Below are 22961 nucleotides of genomic sequence, written 5' to 3'. Positions count from 1 at the left end.
TTTAACTATCTCGATTTAAGGATAATTATATGATTAATGCCAATAAAGGAGTTGAGATAAATGAATCACACATATAATTCATTATTTGAAAAGATAGCCATTAATCAGAGAGAACTTCCCAACAGATATGTTGTGGCTCCTATGACACGTATCAGCGCTGAGAATAACGGCCTGGCAAACGAAACCATGAAACGGTATTATGAACGTTATGCAAAAGGCGGGTTTGGAACTATTATTACGGAAGGAATTTATCCTGATGAAGAATATTCACAAGGATATCATCACCAGCCGGGGCTTGCGAATGTGGAACAGTTGGAATCCTGGAAACCTATTGTGGAAAGTGTTCATGCTAACAGCTCTCTATTTATTGCCCAGCTGATGCATGCAGGTTCACAATCACAAGGAAACCCGCATGCCGATCATTCGATTGCTCCTTCGGCTGTGAAACCAAAGAAAGATATGGTTCCTCTTTATGGAGGTGAAGGTCCATATCCAGTTCCCACTGAGATGAGCCATGAAGATATGGAACAGGTAAAACAAGGCTTTGCAAAGGCTGCTCAGCATGCCAAAGAGGCTGGCTTCGATGGGGTTGAAATCCATGGCGCCAATGGTTACTTACTTGATGAGTTTCTAACAGATTATATGAACCTAAGAGAAGATCAATATGGCGGCGCAACAAAAAACCGTGTTCGTTTTCTAACAGAGGTCATTCATAGTGTTAGAGAAGCGGTCGGCAAAGAGTTCATGGTCGGTATTAGGATTTCACAAGGGAAAGTCACAGATGCTGAACACCGTTGGTCTTTAGGAGAGAGTGATGCTGAAACAATTTTCACAGAACTCGGCGATACTTCCTTGAATTATATTCACGTTACAGATGCTTCTGGTACACAACCAAGCTTTGGAGAAGGCAGCAGGTCTATTGCAGAAGCAGCTAAACAATATACCGGACTGCCAACGATCGCTAATGGGCAGCTTCAGGATCCTGAGACTGCCCATTCACTAATAAAAGAAAATAAGGCAGACTTAGTCAGTTTAGCGACGAGCGCTTTACAAAACCCGGATCTTCCCCACCGGATCATGTATAATAAGGAAATTAAACCATTCGACTTTGATCCCATTATGCTTCCGAAGGCTTATATAAAAGAACATGAATTAGAAAAGGAAATTATAGAATAAGCGCAAATTTTGCACTAGAAACTCTCAATTAAAACTCCGCATCCTTAATTTTTTTGCGGAGTTTTAATTGAAAGCCTATTGGTTGCATTTTACTTACTTTAATAAGAGCGTGGTCAATAATCACTTCATAATCAGAACGACTTTTTTCTGTACATACCTTTCGCTCTGTTTACAGACGCGAAAGCTTAATTTTATTTCCGTCGTTTTCTCCCTGCACAACTTGAACCTCCTTTAAATTCCCCATCGTATCAAACTCAATAGACAGTAAATCTCCCGCCTCAGCGAATGCAATCAAGCGTTCTTTTAAGACTAAAAGTTCGCTTTTATTGGTATCTTCCTGAATCAATATGGCATATGCACCTTCATAACGGTCTAACTTATATTTATTCAAAGAAAAAGTCCCCCCATAGCCTAAATTTCTAAAAATTCCGACATGATTGTCTATACCCTGTACCGCTTTCTGTAAACCGTCCTCATTGAAAAATCTAGACAGACAATATATACAGTGTTATAATTAAACTACCGACCGTTAGTTAGTTAGTGAGGGATGCATATGTCAAAACAAAAAATAATTGATGTCAGCCTTGAGTGTTTTGCTCATAACGGCTATGAAAATACAAGTCTTACAGATATTGCTTCTAAAGTAGGAATTAAGAAGCCTTCTCTTTATAATCACTTTGCAAGCAAGGAAGAAATTTTTTTGGAGGTATTAAAAGAAGTAGCCGTGAAAGAATCGAAGCACTTCGAGGCGTTTGCTGAAAAAACAGGTAATCAACCGATTAAACAACGCCTAGAAAGAGTCTATCAGTTTTATGTTGGTCATATGGCTAATTCTACTGAAGGATCATTTTTTAAACGGTTTACGTTCTTTCCTCCTGAAGATTTCGCAGATGAAATTAAACTCGTCTTCTTGCAAGTAGAAGAACAGGCGAATGATATTATCCGACCTATTTTTCAGCAAGGGATGAAAGAAGGCAGTTTGCGGCAGCTGCCCATTGAGGATATACTTTCAGCCTTCTATACGTTAATTGACGGATTATTTTTGGAAGAGAATTTTTACGATGAAGATACGCTGGCTCAACGGGAGCAAGCGAGTTTTAAAATATTCTGGCTTGGTGTACAAAAGCCAAGCAAGGAGGAATAAATATGGCCTGGATCTATTTATTTATAGGTGCTCTGTTTGAAATTGGCTGGGCTGTAGGTCTTAAAATGTCTGAAGGGTTTACAAAACCCTTCATCACTGCTTTTACTTTGATATCGATTTTCATTAGCTTCTTCTTATTTACAAAAGCATTAAAAATGATCGACATCGGCACTGGATACGCCATTTTCACAGGAATCGGCGCAGCTGGTACAGCCGTAATCGGAATGGCATTTCTTGGCGATATTACAAGCGCCGGAAAGGTCTTTTTTATTGCCGTTTTAATTTTTGGAATCATCGGCTTAAAAATGTCAGAGTCTTCAAAGGTGGAAGTTACTGAGGAGGGGTTATAATGTCATGGATCTTTTTACTTCTTGCTGGAGTGGGAGAAATGTCCGGGATGCTATTCCTCAAACTATCAGAAGGATTCCGCAAGCGAATTCCTACTATATTGGCTATCGTTTCAGGCGGACTAAGCCTATACTTTCTTTCCTTGTCGCTTAAAGATCTTCCCATCGGTACGGCTTATGGAATCTGGACAGGAATAGGCTCTGTTGGAACCGTACTGATTGGCATATTATTATTTAAAGAAAAAGCTAATGTAAAACGACTATTTTTTGTCAGTTGTATCGTGATTGGTGTTGTCGGTTTAAAGCTAGTTTCATAAAGTTAAGATTTTCTTGTAAATTCGTCTAAATATATTGCAATTGTCCTAGGCAGCAAGTAAAATAAAAAAGGAAATTCTAGTGAATGACACCATTTGATAGATACTTCTTTGATCCCTTCTACAAAGTTTGTAATGCGACAATTTTAGACCATTTGTAATTCTTTTAACATAACTTCTAGGGATCTCTTTCGTCTAAATATAATGTACACATTATTCCTTGGAGGGTATTATAGTGAGAAAAGTATTATTCGCAATCTTGTTACTCATTGTCTTTTCATTCGGTTTTGTAGGTTACACAGACCTTGAATCAAAACCGACGCAAATGGAACCTAAACAAACAGAAAAGTATTGATAATAACCCCGCTGCCTCAGACAGCGGGGTTTCTGATGATTAATGTTTTTTGCCGCAGATCCAACTCGCGGTCTTCTCCCCTTACAATAGTCCTTATTATTCCTCTACTCGATAAAATTCTTCTGTTACAATTTCTCCTTTAAAACGCTCGAGATTAGCAGTTGTTCATATGGACTACATCTGGATCAAATTGACTTGAACACTGTTTATTCTTCTTCCTCAAGACTGAGTCCTTCCACATGCTTCCTCGCCATTTGGTGTTTTATTCTCCGGTATTCTTTTGATTTAAAAATAGTATCAAAGTCATAGTCATCAGGATAAAGTTCTTTGGCTGGGATATGAAGTTTTAACCGTTTATGATTAATGGTATGCTTCTCTCCTTTAATTTGCACAATATAATTACCTCGTTGATCGGGGCCCTTGTAAACAATAGCCGTTTCTCCTGTCGACTGAACCGTAACATTGTCACCCATCTGGAATTCTGCCAATGTCCGAGCAGCTTCTACTTCCGAATGGGTCACCTTTCTCCTGTAACGGTTAACGGCAACTTGTTGGGTATAATCTAACTTTCTTAGCAACGAATCATCCATAGGGAACTCTTTTTCCTGTTTATACGTAATGGCATAGGCTCTTTCGATGATTTTCGGATGTAAACCAAGCTTTAAGGCAATATCAAATGCCTGGCTTTCCCCTGTTGCATCCATGATCAATCTGTACGTTGGTTTTAAGGTGTCGATATCAAACTCCATGGCAGCATTTAGGAAGCCACGTTTATTTACTGCATAGTCCTTCATTTCACTGTAATGGGTAGTAGCTAAAATCCTTGCCCCTTTATCAGCTAACGCATCTAAGATAGCTGTAGCCAGGCCCATTCCTTCTCCAGGATCCGTACCAGAACCTAATTCATCAAGCAGGACAAGGCTTTGGTCATTGGCTTGCCTCAACACCTCAATAATGTTTACCAGTCTTGAGCTAAACGTGCTTAAATTTTCCTTGATATTCTGTCCATCCCCGATATCAACGAGAACGTGCTGGTAAAGCGGCAGCGTACTTTCTTTTCCTACTGGTATATGAAGTCCTGTTTGAGCCATTACGACCAGCAGTCCAACCGTTTTAAGGGCAACTGTTTTCCCCCCCGTATTCGGCCCCGTAATTACTAAGCTTTGAATTTCTGAGTTCATCATAATCGTCAAAGGAACAGCTTGCTCCCCAAGCAGAGGATGTCTGGCTTCTTGTAAATCGATGATGTGCTCTCCATTTAGTGCCACTGACTTTCCGTTGATGTGCTGACTGTACTTCGCTTTTGCGAAAATAACATCATACTTATGCATCGTCTCCATGGCGATCGATAACTCTTGTTCGCAATCGACTACCTTATTAGTCAGGTTGTATAGAATTTGCTCGATTTCCTGCTCCTCGCTAATCTTGAGCATATGAAGCTCTTCCATATGAACCGTAATCTCCTCTGGCTCAATAAATAAAGTAGCACCTGAGGAAGATTGCTCAACAACGGTTCCCTTTATTTTATTTCGACTTTCTTTCTTAATCGGGAGGGTGTATCTTCCATCTTTTTCGATAACCATTTTTTCCTGCATATACGGCTTCAATTTAGACGACTTTGTCATTTGATCGACTTTCTCTTTCAACTTTGTGCTTTTAGCCATTATTTGCTTACGGATTTTCGCTAAGGATTTTGAGGCGTAGTCATCTACTTGACCATACCGAATCACCCTCTGTATTTCTTCCTCAAGTGTGCTTAAATCTGTGATTGACCATGCATACAAGCTAATGGTCGGTGCAAGGAATTCTTTCCCTTTCATGTATCGTTTCAATTTTGTACAATGATCTAAAAATGAAGCAAGCTGGGAAAATTGATCAGCCCGAATCAACATCCCTTTTTTTGCTTGTTGAAGCAAATGGGTGACGTCACTCAAGGTATGAATTGGCACATTTCCAGGGCTGGCCAGGATTGCTTTTGCTTCATCAATTTCCTGATGCCGATGAGTAATCAGTCGTTTATCGAATGATGGTTTGAATGCTAAGATTGTTTCTTTTCCTTTATCTGTCCATGCATAGTCGCTTACCTTTTGTAAAATCTCATGAAAGTCTAACGTCTGAAAGGTTTCTGCGTTCAACTTTGACTACCTCCTATTTTTATCCATTAAAAAAACCGCCATAAGCTCAAGGGCTCATCGCAGCTAATTAATGGTTCTTATGGAGAACGGTGGACGAATAATTGCGCCCCTGATGTGCTCCGCCATTTAAAAGGATATAAAAAAAGCTATGACTAAGTAAGCCATAGCTTTGAATATCTTATACTTCTGCTATGATGATGCTTGCTCTTAACTTTATTCCGAAAAATTTAGAAAACACAAATATGACCTGCATATTGCATGTCTTTCTCAAAATTTCAGAACAGTATCCAATTAACGGATTTAGTTAAGAACAACACTCATACAAACATTCTCCTTTAAAGAATGGATTTAAATGGCAGAACTAACATGTTCTCTTCCCTTAGAATATACAGTTAATTTAAAAATGTCAATCTTCAAAGACCTTGCCTACATCAACTTCGCTAATTTTATCTGTATTAGCAAACAGCGATCTCTCCATAATTTTAATCGCATTCAGATTATCTTCGTCCTTCTCTGAAGCAATCCCATCCCGTGGAACCCATAAATTAAAATCTCTCATGTAAGCGTCATTCGCTGTAAATAATACACATATATCTCCCGCCACTCCTGTTAAGATCAAGTTGGAAACTTCCAACTGTCCCAGTAAGATACTCAATTGAGTCCCGTAAAAACCGGAGTGTTTAGGCTTGATAATAAAATAATCGTCATCTTCCGGAAGAATCCCGTTCACAATCGGCTGACCGATCCCCTTTCTGCATTCCTCAATCAGATCGGTTTTATTATCCTGCCATAACCCAAAGTTATCATTAACATAAATCACAGGTATTCCAGTTTGCTTGACCTGTTCTTTCAAGTGATTTAAGTTGTCCATAATGGATTTTGTGTTTACCAGCAGTTCCTCTCCGCCATCAAAGTCCATTTTATTAATCATATCAATGATGAGTAAGGCGGTTTTCTGTGACATTGTTACTCTCCCTTATATTTAGGCGGTCCAGCTGGAACTTGCCTTTTATGTTCTGTTCGTTCATGGAGCGCTTGCAATCGTTTTTCATCCTCTGGAGAGATTGTCTCCCCAAGCAAGTAAGCATCAATAGCTTCATAGGTAATGCCCATTTCGTCTTCGTCAGACTGACCTTCCCATAGTTCAGCACTTGGCTTCTTCCTGATCACTGTGTCGGGAACATCTAAATATTCGGCCATTTCGCGCACTTCTTCTTTTCTCATATGGATCAAGGGAACAAGGTCCACACCACCATCTCCGTATTTTGTAAAATATCCGGTATAATCTTCGGCAGCATTGTCCGTACCTACCACTAAATATCCATAATTACTGGCCACTGCGTAAAGTGTACTCATTCGTAATCGGGCTTGAAGATTTGCTCCGCCCAGCTGTGACGTTTCTTCATTCCAGTCTCCCTTTTCTACCAGCTTTTTTTCTATAGATGAATAAGTTTCTTTATAAGAATCCGTCAGTTCTATTCCGACATAATTGAGATCTGCTTTCTCTACCACAGCAACGGCATCCGTTTGGTCTTCAACCCGTTGATTGATCGGAAGTATCACCCCAAGCGACTGATCAGGGAAGGCGCGTTTGATTAAATAAGCTACCACAGCTGAATCAATTCCGCCGCTAATTCCAACAAGGGCTCCTTTTGCCCCTGCTTCCTTTACCTTCATCTGCAGCCAATTAACAAGATGATTGATTCTTTGATCCATAAAAAGAACTCCTCTCTGTCTCATACTATGTGTCTAATTCCTTTATCTATCTGCATTTAAACCTGTTCAGGTACCCTTTAAAACAAATAGCTTTAAAAACAGCCTAAACTAAGTAATAATGAAGAATTAGATACTCTCTTAAGGAGCGATTCACTTATGATCGAAAAAGAAAATCATGTACTCGTCATTTTCCCCCACCCTGACGATGAGGCATTCGGTGTTTCAGGAACGATTGCCTCCTACATTAATCAAGGCACACCGCTTACCTATGCTTGTTTGACACTTGGCGAGATGGGACGAAATCTTGGCATGCCCGCTTTTGCTACAAGGGAAACACTCCCTGATATCCGCCGTGCAGAACTGAAAAATGCTGCAGAAGCGATGGGGATTGATGACTTGCGGATGCTTGGATTGCGGGATAAGACGTTAGAATTTGAAGATGATAACAAAATGAAACAGCTTGTCAGCGAGCTAATCGAGGAACTGCAGCCGTCTCTAGTGATCAGCTTCTATCCAGGCTATGCTGTTCACCCTGATCACGAAGCGACAGCAAGAGCTGTTGTCCGTGCTCTACAGCAAATCGAACCGTCTAAGCGCCCGAAGCTTCATGCGGTTGCCTTTGCCAATAATACCGAGGAGGAACTTGGTAAGCCAGATATACTCCATGATATAACAAAGGTCCAAGAACAAAAGCTGAATGCTATGCGTGCCCACATATCACAGACAGCCAGGATGCTTGAGACCCTTGATGAAGGAATTCGAGCAAATGATCCAGAAGCATTAAAATGGGTAACAGAGGAAGCCTTTTACAACTATAAATGGGATGATCATAAGAAAAGCTGACCACTCGGATCAGCTTTTTTTATTGAAATGTGATCCATTAGTTAAAAATAAATGATTGCTTATTAAATAAAATAGTGTCACATCATTGCCACAACAACGAGATTTAAAGCCATATCACACCAGGATGGTACATGTTATGATTGAGATGGTTAACTTAGAAAAAAGGAGTAATAAATATGAAGAATTTAACAAAAATAGCAATGCTTCTTGGACTAATCATCATACTTGCTGCTTGTGGATCCTCCACTGAAAACGGTGAGAGTGAAGAATCCAATACAACTAGTAATAAAGAGCCTATAATGCCAGAGGTGGAGGTTCAATTCGAGGAAGAGCCCCTTCCATTGAAAGAGGAAACAGTCATTCAAGCCGTCGTGACCAAGGGAGAAAATAAGGTGACAGATGCTGAGTCAGTTAAATTCGAAATCTGGCATACTAACGCTGGACAGGAGCAGTCCGATACTGTGAAAGCAGAACATACCAGCGACGGGATTTATGAAGCTGCCTATACCTTTGAGAAGCCAGGCACCTATCAAGTGATTGCTCATACTCAAACGGCTACCATGCATGTTATGCCACAAGTTGAGGTGAAGGTAGAAGGCAAAGAAGATGCTAAGAAGGAAGGCGGACATGATCACGGTGGAGAGAGTAAATCTTCTCATAGTCACGGTCATGGAGGCAGCGCGTTTATGGTCCATTTTATGAACGATCAGGAATTCAAAGCAACTGAAAAGTCTACGCTGACCACTCACATTAATCATGAAGAGAAACCTTTTGAAAAAGCAATGGTAAAGTTTGAAATCAGCTCAGACAAACTGGAACAGCATAAATACATTCCTGCTGAAGAAGTGAGCCCTGGTGAGTACACAGCTGCCTATACGTTCCCTTCTGAGGGTGAATACACAGTAACGATTCATTATGAAAAACCTGATCAGGGTATTCACGGGCACCAGGAAGAAACCGTTGCAGTAACTAAATAACATTGCCATTTTAAAAAACGCCTGATCCACTTTGGATCAGACGTTTTTTTAAAACTTATTTCTAATTTACAACTCTGCGTTCTGCAGCTTTTTCTTCTTGGCCATTTTCTCACGTTCGTTCTTATTCAAGTATTTCTTACGAAGTCGTACCGCTTCAGGTGTAACCTCGCAATACTCATCGTCATCCAAATATTCGATCGCTTCTTCAAGCGTTAGCTGACGAGTCTTTTTGATGGTGCTCGTCGTATCTTTCGTTGCTGACCGCACGTTAGTCAAGTGCTTCTCTTTTGTAATATTAACGGTCAGGTCATTTTCGCGGCTGTGCTCTCCTACAATCATTCCTTCATAAACCTCTGTACCAGGCTCCACGAAAATTGTTCCGCGGTCTTCAAGGTTCATAATACCATAGGTAGAAGATTTCCCTTTATCAAGTGAAACAAGTACACCCTGACGACGACCGCCTACTTGCCCTTTATTGAGTGGAGCATAGCCATCGAACGTATGGTTCAGAATTCCGTACCCACGGGTTTGCGTCATAAATTCAGTAGAATACCCAATTAAGCCACGGGATGGTACAAGGAATTCAAGACGAACCTGACCGTTTCCATCGTTAACCATGTCCTGCATTTCGCCTTTGCGAATTCCAATCGACTCCATAACAGCACCTTGATATTCTTCAGGGGTATCGATTTGAACACGCTCCATTGGCTCACAAGTTACTCCATCGACTTCTTTCAAGATAACCTTCGGCTTAGAAAGCTGAAGTTCAAAGCCTTCACGACGCATATTTTCCACAAGAATAGACAAGTGTAATTCCCCGCGGCCTGATACGGTAAAGGCATCAGGAGATTCTGTAGGTTCAACACGCAAACTTACATCTGTCTCCAATTGTGTCAATAAACGTTCTTCGATTTGACGGGATGTTACATACTTCCCTTCGCGGCCTGCAAATGGGCTGTTGTTCACAAGGAACGTCATTTGAAGGGTCGGCTCATCGATACGTGGAATTTCCATTGCTTCCTGGTTATCTGTCGGACAAACCGTTTCTCCAACGTTAATGTCTTCCATACCAGCCAGAGCAATAATGTCCCCAGCTTTCGCTTCTTCAATCTCGATACGCTTCAGACCTATGAAACCAAACAGCTTAGACACACGGAAGTTTTTCACGGAACCGTCTTTCTTCATAAGTGACACTTGCTGTCCCACTTTAATACTTCCACGGAATACACGTCCTACTCCAATACGACCAAGATAATCGTTATAATCAAGAAGGGTAACTTGGAATTGCAGCGGGTCCTCCTGTGTATCGACAGGAGCCGGTATATTATTCATAATCAGCTTAAAGATCGGATCCATTGTTTCGTTCTGATCTTCAGGCTCATCACCAGACGTACCATTCAATGCGGATGCATATACAACTGGGAATTCAAGCTGTTCATCGTCTGCACCAAGCTCAATGAATAAATCAAGTACTTCATCGACTACTTCGTCAGGGCGAGCATTAGGACGATCAATTTTGTTCAAAACAACGACTGGGGTTAATTTTTGTTCCAGCGCTTTTTTCAGAACAAAACGTGTCTGTGGCATACAACCTTCATAAGCATCAACGACTAATAGTACACCGTCTACCATTTTCAAAATACGTTCCACTTCTCCACCAAAGTCAGCGTGGCCTGGTGTATCAAGAATGTTAATTCGAGCATCATTATAATTAATCGCGGTATTTTTGGCTAAGATTGTAATGCCGCGTTCTCTTTCTAAATCATTAGAGTCCATAGCACGGTCATCTACGTGTTCATTCTCACGAAATGTACCGGAATAGCGAAGCATCTGATCCACAAGCGTTGTTTTTCCATGGTCAACGTGTGCGATGATCGCAATGTTACGAATATCGTTTCTGTGTTGCATGAAGCACACACCTCTTTCAAATCGCAAATTATTCAACCTAACTAGTATAACACATAACGAGATTTGTCGATACCTATTATGTACTTATTTTGGGGCACGTACACATGAATAACAAGATTTGTTCTGCAATTCCTTTCTAAACATGTGTTTTCGCAGTAGAATAGAAAGCAGCTCCTATGGAAAGCGTAGTTGTATTTCCAAAGCTGTATGTTATGGGACAGTTTATAGTTCTTGCGTCAAAAACAACAATCTTTTAGAAAACAGCCTAAAAGAAAAAGGTGAAATCAATGAAAACGAGACGCCAGGGAGAATGGTTTGAAATTACGATCCCCAAAAAATGGGACTCCTATACAATTGAACGGATCTTAAAAAGCGAATGGAAAGTTCCTAGAAAACTCCTTCATAAACATCGGTCTGAACGGAGTGTAACACTGAACAATGAATCGAGGCATTGGAAACAAACCCAAGTGAGTGCAGGAGATGCACTCCGTATCAAGCTGTTTGAACCCCGGCCGCTGGAAGTGACCCCGACCTATTTTGAAATCACCGTTTTATATGAAGATGACCACTTACTCGTCGTCAATAAGCCAGCAGGAGTAGATACTCATCCAAATAGACCCCAGCAAACAGATACGTTCGTCAATGCTGTTGCCTTTTACTTTCAGGCCAATGGAATAGAATCCACGCCAAAATACGTGCATCGCCTTGACCGCGATACATCTGGAGCCATCTTATTTGCGAAACATGAACTTGCGATCGCACTGCTGGGCAATTTGTTGAAGAAAAGGGAGATTAGCAGGACATATCTGGCATGGGTGCACGGCAAAATCAAACCCGCTCAAGGTACAATTGTACAGCCAATTGGCAAAGACCGTCACCACCCTGCACGAAGAAGAGTGTCTGCTGGCGGACAGCATGCCGAAACGTATTACGAAAGAATTCAATACAGTGACGAGCGGAAAGCCTCTCTCGTTAAGCTGAAACTAGGAACGGGGCGCACACATCAAATCCGTGTTCATTTAAGTTATGCCGGCCACCCCTTGCTCGGTGATGAGCTTTACGGCGGGGAACCCACTACCCTGGGTAAACAAGCTCTTCATGCTGCGAAACTAAGTTTTACTCATCCTTTCACAGAGGAATTTGTAGAATGTCTGGCGCCGCCTGAACAAAAGCAAAGCTTATTTACCTCTAACCATCTGCAGGAATTATTAGATCACAAGTAATTTAGAATGCTGTCTGGATATCCAATCGGTCAGAATGCTGACTGAAGCAGCCTAAATTCACTTGAAATTTTAACAAAACCCAGCCGGCCAAAAAAAAGAAGCCGCTCATCCCTCCGATGAACGACTTCTTTCTTTTCGCTTGTTCAAGGTATAATTTCCTCCATAGACAGCAACCGCTCCTGAAGCAATCACAGAGGCTACGTCCATAATGACAAGTGCCCATTCATTATTTCTCATTACCCCCTGGTTTAAAACTGCCAACAGCAGCGCACACATGAAAAAGAAGATCGCTGCCCAGGAAATTACGATGGTGTACTTCTTTGGTGATTCCTTCATGGCCCAAATGAAAAATACAGCTGCCACCAATGTCCCTGCACAAAAAATCACGGCCTCCCCCAATGATACAGGCGGGCTGGTAAGGATTTTCGTTTGATAGAAAAAGGTCAGTGCACCTGTCGCAAGGGCAACTGACCAAGTGATTAAAAACACACGCATAGACCGTTCTCCTATTCTGTTATCTGTTTATAAAGGTCGTCATATTTGTCTGCACATTCGAGATCAAGATCGGTCAATCCTTTCGCCTGCCATGAAGTCAACTTGACTGTGACCATTTTATAATCAATGCTGATAAATGGATGGTGTTGGATATCTTCAGCATACTCTGCAACATTATTTACAAACTGAATTCCCGTTAGGAAATCCCCAAACCGATAACGTTTTACAATAAACTTGCCATCCAGTTTCCAACCATCTAACGCATCCACTTTTTCTTGCTTTTCTTCCTCAGGTATCCTTCTTTCCATGAATTTATCCTCCCCAGTTCAAAGTTTGGCAGCATTGCTTTTATGATGTAAGCTCCAAAAATTCCTCCACATCTGCCCGGCAAAGCTCAAGAGCATGTTCCCAGAAATCCGGCTGTTCAAGATTAACGTCCAAATGCTTTTGGGCAAGTTGTTCCACTGTCATACGCCCTGTATCTTGCAAGAGCGCGATATATTGATCCTCAAAATCACTGCCTCCCTCAATAGCTTTCGCATATACGCCAAGGCTAAATAAATAACCAAATGTATAAGGAAAGTTATAAAAAGGAACATCTGTAATGTGGAAATGAAGCTTAGATGCCCAGAATGTTGGGTCATATTCTTCTAAGCCGTCGGCGTAGGCCTCTTTCTGTGCCTCCACCATTAATTCGTTTAACCGTTCAGTGGAAACTGTTCCCTGTTTACGTTCCTCGTAAAATCTTGTTTCAAAAAGAAAGCGAGAATGAATGTTCATGAAAAATGCGACACTGCGCTGGATTTTATCTTCAAGTAGTGCTACTTTCTCCTCCTTATTGCTGGCATTTTTCACTGCGGCGTCAGCCACAATCATTTCAGCGAACGTGGAGGCTGTTTCCGCTACATTCATCGCATACCCTTGATTCATCATCGGCAATTCGTTCATCACATGTTGATGATACGCATGGCCAAGTTCATGGGCCAGTGTAGCCACATTAGACAAGGATCCTGAGTAGGTCATAAATATCCTCGTTTGTTCGCTGTCGGGAAAACTCGTGCAGAATCCTCCTGGACGTTTTCCTGACCGGTCTTCTGCTTCAATCCACTGCTTGTCAAAGGCCATCGCAGTGAATTCCGCCAACTTAGGACTGAATTTCTCAAACTGTTCAATGATAAACTGCGCCCCTTCATTGTAATCCATGTTCTGGTTACTATCTCCAATGGGTGCACCCACATCATACATGCTCAGCTTGTCCAGCCCTAGTAATTCCGCTTTTCTCTGTAAGAACTCTTTATAATGATTTTTGAACTTAGAAATCGTTTCCCACATAGTGGTTAACGTCTTTTCACTCATGCGATTATATTCAAGCGGCTCCTTCAGGACGTCGTTCCACCCTCGGTTCTTGTAGGTTTGCAGCCTGAACCCTGAGAGATGATTCAATGTTTCCGTGAGCAGATCCGATTGATCGGTCCAGGCATTTTGAAGCGTATCAAATACTTTCTTCCGTTGGTCTCGATCTGAAGAATTCAGCTTATTAGCAGCTTGTCCAACTGATAACTTCTCCCCATCGAGTTCAATCATCATTTTTCCGACGATCGTATCATACATTTGTCCCCAGGCATGATAACCGTCAACCGCCAGGTCATTCATTAATGACTCTTGCGTGGCATCTAGCTTGTCTTTCACCTTTTGCCTGCGTTCTTCCAACACAAATGCTAATTCGAAAAGAGAAGGCGTTTTTAACATACCCCCCCAAACATCTGAATCAACTTGGATTAATTTCTGATCAAATTTAGTCATAACATTATTAAACCAGGCTCCTAGTTCACTTCGTTTCGTGACTAAAGATCCTGCCTCTTTATCATCGACATCTTGAGCTGACAAACAGCTGACAAATGCTCCAAACTCATCCAAATGTTTTGACGTTTCCTGGAGTTTATCAATAATAGTGGTCAATTGATCTGTCTGCTCAGGGTTTTTTGGCGGTAAAAATTGATGAACCAGCTTTTCTAACTCACTTAACAGAACTTCTGTATCTTCTATGTACCCTTGCAAATCTTCTGAATGACTTCCTCCATAGAAAATGGTATCTAAATCCCAAGTTGGTTTATAAACTGTCATTCCGACCATCCTTTATCAATCGATTTTATGACGACATAAATCAACTCTATTGTATCAGAAATTTTCAAAGATATAGAAACTTTTAAGTTACAAGTTTGTTCGATATGGACTTCGTTTCCTTAACGGTCACCATTCATTCTGAAGTGATAAAAGTCTTAAAGAATACCAAAAGCAGCAAAATCCTCCCTAATGCTACCATAGGGAGGATTTTTAAAGTGATCATGACATGGATTGGAATTGTTCTTCTACTGCTTCAAGTAACGGGTGCCCTTCACTGAGTTCTGATACTTCCATCAGGGTGCCCTTAACCCCTTTCTCTTTTAAGAGGGATTGAAGCTCTGCTGCTTCCTGATCTTGATCTTGCTTATAGAGTAAGGCAGCTGCAATTACTTCGACTAAATCAACAGGTATTTCGTTATTCCATTCAACATATTCGACTGCCGGCCGAATTAAGCGGTCATCTGGTCCCAGCTTGCGGATTGGAGCGCGTCCGACCCGAGAAACTTCATCCGATAATTCCGGATTCGCAAACCTTGATAATATCGTTTCTATATATTTTTCATGCTCCGCTTTTGTAAAGCCATATTTTTTAATGAGTACATTACCTGACTCATGTAAGGCCCCTTTTATTTTTGAGAGGATTTGATGATCATGTAAAGCCTGGTTGATCGTTTGCAGTCCGTAATAACTCCCTAAATAAGCAGCGACGGCATGTCCCGTATTCACTGTAAACAGCTTTCTTTCAATATAAGGAGTCAGATCTTCCACAAGTTTAAGCCCGTCAATTTCTAGGGTCTCCCCTTTAAGAGACGATGAGTCAACGACCCATTCAAAATACGGCTCGACAGTCACTTTAAGCTTGTCCTCGTGAGCTTGATCCGGTACGATACGATCAACTGCTGCATTAGGGAAACCTGTCCTTTCCTCAACACGAGCTGCTAGTTCTGGATTTAAATGTGCAAGCACATGTTTCTTAAGCAGATCACTGCCTCCGATCATATTTTCACATCCAATCACATTGACAGAAGTTGTTCTGTCCTTTAACCCCTCAGCTATTAATGGAGCTACTTTGGAAAGAATAGACGGACCAACTGCCGTTGTAACTAGGTCTGCCTGTTTAACCTGTTCTACAACATCTTCTGGGCGAGTCAAACTGTTAATCCCTGATATATTTGTCACTTCTAATGCATCATCAGATCCGGCCAGTTCAACCGTGTACCTTTGCCTATCATTTATTTGATCGATAAGCTCTGTGTTTACGTCGACAAATACGATTTCATAACCTGCCTTATGCAATAAAGCACCTATGAATCCTCTCCCTATATTACCTGCACCAAAATGAACTGCCAGCATTTAATTCACCTCTTCAAAGATGGCAAGAATGTCTTCCTTCGAGTCAGCCTGCAATATTTTATCAATGTTCTCTTCTTCAGAGCATACGAGAGCAATTTGAGACAATACTTCTAAGTGTTCATCGCCTTTACCTGCAATTCCAATCAGTAACTTAACAATATTTCCTTCACCAAAGTCGACTCCGTCGGGAGCAGTTACGATCGTAATCCCTGTCTCTTTCACCGATTTCTTTCCATCTTCTGTGCCGTGGGGAATGGCTACATAATTGCCCATATAAGTAGAAGTTACTTCTTCTCGTTCAAGCATTTGGCCAATATATTCTTCCTCTACATACCCTTGTTTATGGAGCAGACTTCCTACAAAGCGAACCGCTTCCTCCTTATGATCAAACTTTTCGTTTAAGACAATGTTATTTGTAGTTAAAATAGTTTCAGACATATTCATTCTCCTTTTAATTAGAAAGTTTATCTTGTAAAAATTGGTAGAGTTTGTTGGAAAAATAAATTCTCATTCGTTCCTCGTCGTGAGATTCAAGTACCTTCGTGCTTTCTTCATCCTCTACAATTAAGGAACTTAAATAACTTAGTACTTCATTTCCATGAACAGATAAATCATCGGGAGCAAGCATCACGATGAACGAATCACTTTCCATACTTTGCCCATCCATCCCCTGCACCTCGATTGCTTTTTCGACATGAATAAGGGAAAAACATGGTTTAGCTATTTCCCTTAATTTCGTATGATAAATCGCAAGTTTGGTTTCGGGAATGCCCAGACCGCCAGTCTTTTCCCGTTTTAATAAAGCCTTTACGACTTCTGGGGCATCATAAACAACGTTATGCTTTTTCAAACGCTGGCAGGCTTCAAGCAACGCTTTCTCCTTATCTGCTGCAGCGGTATGCATGATAGCTAGATGCTTCATAACTTCCGTAATGGTTTCTGCATAAGACTGAATGGATGCTATTGAATTCTGTATATCTTCCATCGATTCACGTTTGAAGGAAACCGATGAAACTGGCCTGGCTCGTTTCATTCCCTGATCCATTCTCACCCTTCGGATAACGTGCTGCAGTTTATGAATGTCCTTCGTAGGCAGCATTGGATTGACTAACACGGAATCAGTATATTCTCTCATAGGGACTGTAGAAATCGTGAGATCATACTGCTGATGTTCTAATTTTTCTAGATCAAACAATGAGCGATGATCCACCTCTTCAATTTCATAAAATTGCTGTTGAAGTTTGGCAGCCAGGATTTTCGCAGTTCCCATTCCGCTTGAACAAACAACCAGTACACGGAGACCGCGAGTTCCTTCCATATTTAACATCGCTGAAGCAAAATGCATAACGATATAGGCTGTTTCCTCTTTTGGAAAAACAAGCCCAGGAAACACCTGTGCGACTGCACTCTGGACAGTCTGGAACAAGTCCGGATAATCCTGTTCAATTTGCTCGGTCAATGGGTTCTGGATATCCATTTGCTGCTGAATGCGATAAACACTTGGCTTCAAATGGACAACCAGATCATTAAGCAGCTGATTAGATTGATGAAGATCCTGCTGGGTGGACTTCGAGACAAATTCAATGAGCTGCTTAGCTTTAAAAGCAATACTTAGACTGCTGTCCTCAATTATTGCATCTGTATCGTAACGGATCTTTGCCCCCATAAGATGCATCGTAATGTATCCAGTCTCATCTTCTGGTATATCAATCTCAAAAGTACTCTCAAGTTTCTCAATAACCTTGGCAGCCATTTCAAATTCCTTAGAATCCTTTAAAGAACGTAAATATTCCGCTTCCATAATGATGACTTCACCTTGTTGCAGGCGTTCAATAGCCAAAGCGATATGGATGACTAAGCCGATATAGGCATGATCTGTTAGGTCGTAATGTAATGAGGAACGGATGGATGCGAGGGTTGTTTCGATAAGTGAAATATTTTCTCTGCTAACCAGACCTAATAATTGTTCTGACACTTGATCCAGCGAAGTATCATTCACATTCTCTCGAATCAGCGTTATAAAGTCTAATTCATTCATATGCTTCATAATTAATAAGCTGATTGCTTCGCGAATATGAGACTCACTTCCTTTAACCTCGACTCCGTATCCCCTTTTCCGAATCAGTTCAAGTTGAAACTCATTGACTTGCTCTTCCATCTTATCCAGGTCATGACTGATTGTAGCCACCGTCACCCCCAATTCTGTCGCTAGGGAGAAAAGTTTGACTGGTTCGTTAGCTTCAAGCAGCTTAGAAAGGATGAGCACCTGGCGTTCCTCAGGGGTATAATCAATGGTACCCTGTGCTGCTATCGCTTCTTTTAACTTTTTTCTGCTTGCTTGATCCCCTTTGACTACTAATCCTCTGCCTGCTTGTCTTTGTAAAAGAAGTCCATATACTTCAAGAATCTGCTCGATTCCCTGCAAACCCCTATGAATGGTTCTTTCACTTACATCAAGTGATTTAGCTAACTCTCTTATTGGCACCGTTTCATTGGAATCAATTAGAAGTTGAAGCATTTTTCTTTCCCGTGCTGATATAAACACTGATTATCCCTCCCTTCCATAAAAGGAGTAAATAAGAGTCTGATACAAAGTCAGACCCTTATTTATTTATTCACTTGCCTGTAATTCATCAACCAGTTCATCGTACTTTGGACTATTTAAAAAGTTATCAACAGAAATATGGTGAGCACTCGGGACTTTTTGTTTAGCCCTGTCTGTTAAATCTTTATGGGTGATAACAATATCCACATCTGAAGGCAGATCATTGATCGCCATATTCGTTACATCAATATCAATCGAAGCTTTTTTAAACTTATTTTTCAATAACGAGGAACCCATGGCACTTGACCCCATACCTGCATCACAGGCAAATATGACTTTATTGATTTCCCCATAGTTGACTTGCGGAACCTCTTGAACTTCCTCATCGGCTGTTTGCTGTGACTCATTTGAAGTGAGTTGATCGGCTACACGGCTTTTCTTCCCTTTCATTTCTTCCATTTGTGAAGTAGCTGCTGTAATATCCTGTTCCTCTTGTTTTCCAGCCTTCAGAATAACGGAAGCAACTAAGAAAGTAACAGCCGCGGCCACAAGCACACCAACAATCACTCCTACATAATCCCCTCTAGGTGTAAGAGCCAGCAAGGCAATGATACTTCCTGGCGATGGAGTAGAAGTAAGTCCGACTCCAAATGCGGCAAATGTAGCTGTACCTGATACACCACCTGCGATAAGCGCAAGGATTAACGATGGCTTAGACAGAATATAAGGGAAATAAATTTCGTGAATCCCCCCAAAGAAGTGGATAATAGCTGCTCCTGGTGCGGATTGTTTGGAAATTCCTTTGCCAAATATAGAAAAGGCAAGTAACACACCAAGTCCCGGCCCCGGGTTTGTTTCCAACAGGAATAAGATTGACTTTCCCAATTCTTCTGTTTGAGTTACTGCGATTGGACTTAATATTCCATGGTTAATCGCATTATTCAAAAATAAAACTTTGGCAGGTTCAATAAATATGTTGACTAATGGCAGGAGCCCCGCATTGATCATCACTTTGACACCCGCACCCAAAGCTAAAGTAATTCCAGAAACAATTGGCCCAATTAACTTTAAACCAACAATCGCTAAAATGGCTCCAGCAATCCCGGCGGAAAAATTGTTAACGAGCATTTCGAAGCCTGATTTTACTTTTCCTTCAAATGCGCGGTCAATCTGTTTAATCACATATCCACCTATAGGTCCCATCAGCATTGCACCCATGAACATAGGAATCTCTGCACCGACAATAACACCCATAGTAGCTGTTGCACCTACAACACCTCCACGGAGACCGTGAATGATCCGCCCACCTGTAAAAGCAATTAATAATGGCAATAAATACTTAATCATCGGATCAACAAGTGTTGCCAGTTCCTCATTAGGCGTCCAGCCTGTGTCTATAAATAATGCTGTAATAATCCCCCAGGCAATAAAGGCAGCAATGTTTGGCATGATCATTCCACTAAGGAAGCTTCCAAACTTTTGCACCCCTGCCCTTATCCCTGACTGTTTACGTTGTTCAGTCATAAAATTTCCTCCTTTTTCTCCTTCGCTCTATACCTTTATAGTAAAGCGTTTGCAGAGGGATGATCAATATAATCTAAATGCATGTTTGGCAGAGGGAATGTTGCCATTTTTTAAAAGGGGGTGAAAAAGGAAATTTAAGGGTTATTTTTAGTTTTATATCATGTTAAAATTGTATTTGTAACACAAATGAAATATTTCGTCATGAAAATGAAACCTTTTTACATTTATATCCGTCTAATAAGTATAAGAATGATGAGCAGTGGGTTTATTTCTTAGAATTTTTTTAGAATTGACAGCAATGGGCTAACAGAATTTTATAACCATTGAAAGGGGATCAATTATGAAGAAACAAGCTGAGTACGATTCTACAGATTTCATTTATGGCTTCGGAGGTTCTGCTATTCTGGCAAGTATTCTTTATCTTCTTATCTATATTGTATAATTGGGGTAAAACTATACGAAACCCTTCTGTTCATAAAACGAATTGAAGGGTTTAATGATGTTCAAAAGGCAATAACAGCTTACATATAGGATCGTAATGAGAAATTCGCTGTAATCGGACAGCGAATTTTCATTATTGTAAAGGATAACTTACTCTTTACTCTGATCATCTTTTTCTTCGACGATCATTTCTTCATTTTGATGAAATTCTTTGTCAGTTTGGCCTGTTATATAATCGAAAGGAGTATAAGAACTATTCACCGGGTCCTTCTTAATAAATATTTTGTAGGCCACGATTATGATCAAAACAAACACAGCAATCCCTACGATCAATAAGCCTATACTGTTGAGCAGCATATAATCGCTCCCTTCTATATTTATCATTTTCCCTTTAGATTCTTTACGAAACAACAAACAGACCTACTCAGCTTTAAAGTAGGTCTGTGCAGCTTTATTCATTATCTTCACGATTCTTCTCTTCAAAAACTTCAAGAGCTGAACGTCTTTTCTTCTTATTACGCTTTTTCCATCGTTTAATATGAATGGTTGGGGGTTCGTAATCATCAGAAGCTCGGATATCTGTGTTTGATGCTTTTATAAATGACCAAGCTAACAGGAACATAATAAAAATCAATGGGAATCCTCCGACAATACTAGCCGTCTGCAAGGTATCTAATCCTCCTAAAAACATTAGTACTAACGGCATAATACTTAACGCGAAAGCCCAAAATAGACGGTTCCAGCGAAGCGGCTCTCCCTTAATTTCTTTCTGTACAACAGAAGCCAAAATATATGATGAAGAATCAAAGGTTGTAGCTAAGAAGATAATCGCAAGAACCGTAAAAACCAATACCATAAACTTCGCTAATGGAAGCTGATTAATGACTTCAATAATAGTTGCGGGCGCTCCGTTTGCATTCATAAAACCGACGACGTCGAACTGACCTGTCAGCTGCAGATACAAACCGAAATTCCCCATAATGCCGAAGAATAAAATACACCCAATAGTTCCATAAATCATAGTTCCTAAAATCATTTGCCGTATCGTCCGGCCTCTTGAAATCCGGGCTACAAATAGACCGACAAATGGTGCATACACAAGCCACCAGGCCCAGTAGAAGATAGTCCATGATTCCGGGAAACGTGTCTCTTTAAATTGCGCTAGGTTTCCAAAGGGTTCCATCCAAGTTGCCATTCTAAAGAAATTATCCAGGATAACTCCTACTGAGTTAACGGTTGTTTCTGCTAAAAAACGGGTAGGCCCAAAAAGGAAAATAAAAGCTAGCAGGAACAATGCGAGCCAAATATTGATATCACTTAATACCTTGATGCCCCGCCTCAGACCAGAGTAAGAACTAATGGCAAAAATCAAAGTGCAGACGAGCATGATGCCTGCTTGGAGGCCCAGGGTAGCTTCTAAACCGGTTAAATCACTTATACCTTCAGCAATCATCGGGGCGCCTAGAGCTAGTGTTGTCCCTGCTCCGCCTAACAAACCAAACATAAATAATACATCGATAAGGTTGCCTAATGGTCCGTCAACTAATTTCCCTAAAACCGGACGGACCGCCTCACTTACTTTTAATACAGGCTTCTTTCTAACATAATAGAAATAAGCAATCGGCAAAGCGGGTAGTGTATAGATCGCCCATGCGATAGGTCCCCAATGGAATATGCCGTAAGCCGTGGCCCAACGAATTGCCTCCATTGATTCAGGTGTCAGACCGTATGGCGGTCCTTGATAATAATAAGCCCATTCGATGACAGCCCAATATAATATACTTGAACCAATACCAGCAGCAAATAACATAGCTGCCCATGAAAATGTTCCAAATTCAGGCTTTTCACCTTCATCTCCTAATTTAATGAGTCCATTTTTACTAAAAGCTACAAAAATTAAGAAGGCAAAAACGATTAGTCCCATTACGATATAGAGAACTCCAAAGGTCCCTGTCATAAAAGTGTTGGCTTGATTAACAAATTCCTTTCCGGCCTCTGGAAATAATACAAGGGGTACCGTTACGGCTAGGAGTAGGACAAGAGCACCAATAAAAGTTGGCCAATCAATCAGTTTCATATTCACTATGCATCTTCCTTCCCGGTAAAACGGTTCCGTTTCACCCTAGTGGTATTGTAGAGAGGAAAAACTTTGAAGAAAATGTGTCAGAGGGATGGGAGCACAACCTTTAGTATTGAAAGGAACAAAAGCTATGACTTTAGAAGCAGTATGATATAGTTATACCCTCTTCCCAAAAAGATTAACACGATAATCAACAAGATTCTCACATCGTTGACATTATTCCTCTTTTATACAATCATTAGAATGGGATTCCAACAGATA

21 protein-coding genes are annotated in these 22961 nt (G+C 40.8%); 7 read left to right on the top strand and 14 right to left on the bottom strand.

Features of this window, described 5'->3' with window-relative positions:
- The first annotated feature begins 60 nt into the window (after positions 1–60).
- Entirely contained in the window at positions 61–1176 is a 1116-nt protein-coding gene (locus tag P9989_RS05565) for an oxidoreductase (protein WP_283077813.1), read from the top strand.
- A 169-nt stretch (positions 1177–1345) separates the two neighbouring features.
- Here P9989_RS05565 and P9989_RS05560 read toward each other — a convergent pair whose 3' ends face one another.
- A complete protein-coding gene (locus P9989_RS05560; RefSeq protein ID WP_283077812.1) occupies positions 1346–1567 on the bottom strand; it encodes a hypothetical protein in 222 nt (73 codons plus the stop codon).
- 162 nt (positions 1568–1729) lie between these two features.
- On the opposite strand from P9989_RS05560, the gene P9989_RS05555 reads away from it, so the two are divergent.
- Genes P9989_RS05555 through P9989_RS05545 form a run of 3 tightly spaced genes read left to right on the top strand, consistent with a single transcriptional unit; the run spans position 1730 to position 2984 of the window.
- Positions 1730–2320, top strand: a complete 591-nt coding sequence (locus P9989_RS05555) for a TetR/AcrR family transcriptional regulator (protein WP_283077811.1) — start codon at positions 1730–1732, stop codon at positions 2318–2320.
- 2 nt (positions 2321–2322) lie between these two features.
- Entirely contained in the window at positions 2323–2670 is a 348-nt protein-coding gene (locus tag P9989_RS05550) for a DMT family transporter (RefSeq protein ID WP_283077810.1), read from the top strand.
- A complete protein-coding gene (locus tag P9989_RS05545; RefSeq protein ID WP_283077809.1) occupies positions 2670–2984 on the top strand; it encodes a DMT family transporter in 315 nt (104 codons plus the stop codon). The genes P9989_RS05550 and P9989_RS05545 overlap by 1 nt, the downstream gene beginning before the upstream one ends.
- A 558-nt stretch (positions 2985–3542) precedes the next feature.
- Here P9989_RS05545 and P9989_RS05540 read toward each other — a convergent pair.
- The 3 genes from P9989_RS05540 to nadE form a co-directional block, all read right to left on the bottom strand.
- Positions 3543–5471 (bottom strand): endonuclease MutS2, encoded by a 1929-nt coding sequence (locus tag P9989_RS05540; RefSeq protein ID WP_283077808.1) that lies wholly within the window; start codon positions 5469–5471, stop codon positions 3543–3545.
- 406 nt (positions 5472–5877) lie between these two features.
- Positions 5878–6435 (bottom strand): cysteine hydrolase family protein, encoded by a 558-nt coding sequence (locus P9989_RS05535; protein ID WP_283077807.1) that lies wholly within the window; start codon positions 6433–6435, stop codon positions 5878–5880.
- Positions 6436–6437: 2 nt separating this feature from the next.
- Positions 6438–7187 carry an NAD(+) synthase gene (nadE, locus tag P9989_RS05530; RefSeq protein ID WP_283077806.1) on the bottom strand — a complete coding sequence of 250 codons (750 nt, stop codon included), beginning with the start codon at positions 7185–7187 and terminating at the stop codon, positions 6438–6440.
- Between the two features lie 156 nt (positions 7188–7343).
- Between nadE and bshB2 the strand changes: the two genes are divergently transcribed.
- Complete coding sequence (gene bshB2, locus P9989_RS05525) at positions 7344–8030, top strand: bacillithiol biosynthesis deacetylase BshB2 (RefSeq protein WP_283077805.1); 687 nt, start codon at positions 7344–7346, stop codon at positions 8028–8030.
- A gap of 176 nt (positions 8031–8206) precedes the next feature.
- Complete coding sequence (locus tag P9989_RS05520) at positions 8207–9007, top strand: FixH family protein (RefSeq protein WP_283077804.1); 801 nt, start codon at positions 8207–8209, stop codon at positions 9005–9007.
- A 66-nt stretch (positions 9008–9073) separates the two neighbouring features.
- On the opposite strand, the gene typA is transcribed toward P9989_RS05520, so the two are convergent.
- A complete protein-coding gene (gene typA, locus P9989_RS05515) occupies positions 9074–10915 on the bottom strand; it encodes a translational GTPase TypA (protein WP_283077803.1) in 1842 nt (613 codons plus the stop codon).
- 287 nt (positions 10916–11202) lie between these two features.
- Between typA and P9989_RS05510 the strand changes: the two genes are divergently transcribed.
- Positions 11203–12138 (top strand): RluA family pseudouridine synthase, encoded by a 936-nt coding sequence (locus P9989_RS05510; RefSeq protein ID WP_283077802.1) that lies wholly within the window; start codon positions 11203–11205, stop codon positions 12136–12138.
- A 105-nt stretch (positions 12139–12243) separates the two neighbouring features.
- Here the strand turns inward: P9989_RS05510 and P9989_RS05505 are convergent, their stop codons facing one another.
- The 9 genes from P9989_RS05505 to P9989_RS05465 all read right to left on the bottom strand — a co-directional run bounded on the left by P9989_RS05505 (position 12244) and on the right by P9989_RS05465 (position 22703).
- Positions 12244–12633 carry a hypothetical protein gene (locus P9989_RS05505; protein ID WP_283077801.1) on the bottom strand — a complete coding sequence of 130 codons (390 nt, stop codon included), beginning with the start codon at positions 12631–12633 and terminating at the stop codon, positions 12244–12246.
- An 11-nt stretch (positions 12634–12644) separates the two neighbouring features.
- Positions 12645–12941 carry a 4a-hydroxytetrahydrobiopterin dehydratase gene (locus P9989_RS05500; protein ID WP_283077800.1) on the bottom strand — a complete coding sequence of 99 codons (297 nt, stop codon included), beginning with the start codon at positions 12939–12941 and terminating at the stop codon, positions 12645–12647.
- Positions 12942–12981: 40 nt separating this feature from the next.
- The gene (locus P9989_RS05495; RefSeq protein WP_283077799.1) at positions 12982–14757 is read right to left on the bottom strand and encodes a M3 family oligoendopeptidase; all 1776 of its coding nucleotides are present in this window, start codon (positions 14755–14757) and stop codon (positions 12982–12984) included.
- Between the two features lie 219 nt (positions 14758–14976).
- The gene (locus P9989_RS05490; protein ID WP_283077798.1) at positions 14977–16110 is read right to left on the bottom strand and encodes a mannitol-1-phosphate 5-dehydrogenase; all 1134 of its coding nucleotides are present in this window, start codon (positions 16108–16110) and stop codon (positions 14977–14979) included.
- Positions 16111–16548: a PTS mannitol transporter subunit IIA gene (locus P9989_RS05485; protein WP_283077797.1), complete on the bottom strand. Its 438-nt coding sequence runs from the start codon at positions 16546–16548 to the stop codon at positions 16111–16113.
- Between the two features lie 13 nt (positions 16549–16561).
- Positions 16562–18655 carry a BglG family transcription antiterminator gene (locus tag P9989_RS05480; protein ID WP_283077796.1) on the bottom strand — a complete coding sequence of 698 codons (2094 nt, stop codon included), beginning with the start codon at positions 18653–18655 and terminating at the stop codon, positions 16562–16564.
- Positions 18656–18721: 66 nt separating this feature from the next.
- Positions 18722–20179 carry a PTS mannitol transporter subunit IIBC gene (locus tag P9989_RS05475; RefSeq protein ID WP_283077795.1) on the bottom strand — a complete coding sequence of 486 codons (1458 nt, stop codon included), beginning with the start codon at positions 20177–20179 and terminating at the stop codon, positions 18722–18724.
- Positions 20180–20770: 591 nt separating this feature from the next.
- Complete coding sequence (locus P9989_RS05470) at positions 20771–21004, bottom strand: DUF3951 domain-containing protein (protein WP_283078847.1); 234 nt, start codon at positions 21002–21004, stop codon at positions 20771–20773.
- A gap of 67 nt (positions 21005–21071) precedes the next feature.
- On the bottom strand, positions 21072–22703 hold the full coding sequence (locus P9989_RS05465; RefSeq protein WP_283077794.1) for a BCCT family transporter: 1632 nt from the start codon (positions 22701–22703) through the stop codon (positions 21072–21074).
- Positions 22704–22961 lie beyond the last annotated feature (258 nt).

The sequence above is a fragment of the Halobacillus naozhouensis genome (assembly GCF_029714185.1).
Taxonomy (GTDB): domain Bacteria; phylum Bacillota; class Bacilli; order Bacillales; family Halobacillaceae; genus Halobacillus_A; species Halobacillus_A naozhouensis.
Note: the sequence above shows the minus strand (reverse complement) of the source record. Positions and strands in the feature narration are given on the sequence as shown.

Bases quoted from the DNA above. Each gene is read 5' to 3' on its own strand.
- P9989_RS05565 (WP_283077813.1), top strand. From the start codon at position 61: ATGAATCACACATATAATTCATTATTTGAAAAGATAGCCATTAATCAG.
- P9989_RS05555 (WP_283077811.1), top strand. From the start codon at position 1,730: ATGTCAAAACAAAAAATAATTGATGTCAGCCTTGAGTGTTTTGCTCAT.
- P9989_RS05550 (WP_283077810.1), top strand. From the start codon at position 2,323: ATGGCCTGGATCTATTTATTTATAGGTGCTCTGTTTGAAATTGGCTGG.
- P9989_RS05545 (WP_283077809.1), top strand. From the start codon at position 2,670: ATGTCATGGATCTTTTTACTTCTTGCTGGAGTGGGAGAAATGTCCGGG.
- P9989_RS05535 (WP_283077807.1), bottom strand. From the start codon at position 6,435: ATGTCACAGAAAACCGCCTTACTCATCATTGATATGATTAATAAAATG.
- nadE (WP_283077806.1), bottom strand. From the start codon at position 7,187: ATGGATCAAAGAATCAATCATCTTGTTAATTGGCTGCAGATGAAGGTA.
- bshB2 (WP_283077805.1), top strand. From the start codon at position 7,344: ATGATCGAAAAAGAAAATCATGTACTCGTCATTTTCCCCCACCCTGAC.
- P9989_RS05520 (WP_283077804.1), top strand. From the start codon at position 8,207: ATGAAGAATTTAACAAAAATAGCAATGCTTCTTGGACTAATCATCATA.
- typA (WP_283077803.1), bottom strand. From the start codon at position 10,915: ATGCAACACAGAAACGATATTCGTAACATTGCGATCATCGCACACGTT.
- P9989_RS05510 (WP_283077802.1), top strand. From the start codon at position 11,203: ATGAAAACGAGACGCCAGGGAGAATGGTTTGAAATTACGATCCCCAAA.
- P9989_RS05505 (WP_283077801.1), bottom strand. From the start codon at position 12,633: ATGCGTGTGTTTTTAATCACTTGGTCAGTTGCCCTTGCGACAGGTGCA.
- P9989_RS05500 (WP_283077800.1), bottom strand. From the start codon at position 12,941: ATGGAAAGAAGGATACCTGAGGAAGAAAAGCAAGAAAAAGTGGATGCG.
- P9989_RS05495 (WP_283077799.1), bottom strand. From the start codon at position 14,757: ATGACAGTTTATAAACCAACTTGGGATTTAGATACCATTTTCTATGGA.
- P9989_RS05490 (WP_283077798.1), bottom strand. From the start codon at position 16,110: ATGCTGGCAGTTCATTTTGGTGCAGGTAATATAGGGAGAGGATTCATA.
- P9989_RS05485 (WP_283077797.1), bottom strand. From the start codon at position 16,548: ATGTCTGAAACTATTTTAACTACAAATAACATTGTCTTAAACGAAAAG.
- P9989_RS05475 (WP_283077795.1), bottom strand. From the start codon at position 20,179: ATGACTGAACAACGTAAACAGTCAGGGATAAGGGCAGGGGTGCAAAAG.
- P9989_RS05470 (WP_283078847.1), bottom strand. From the start codon at position 21,004: ATGATAAATATAGAAGGGAGCGATTATATGCTGCTCAACAGTATAGGC.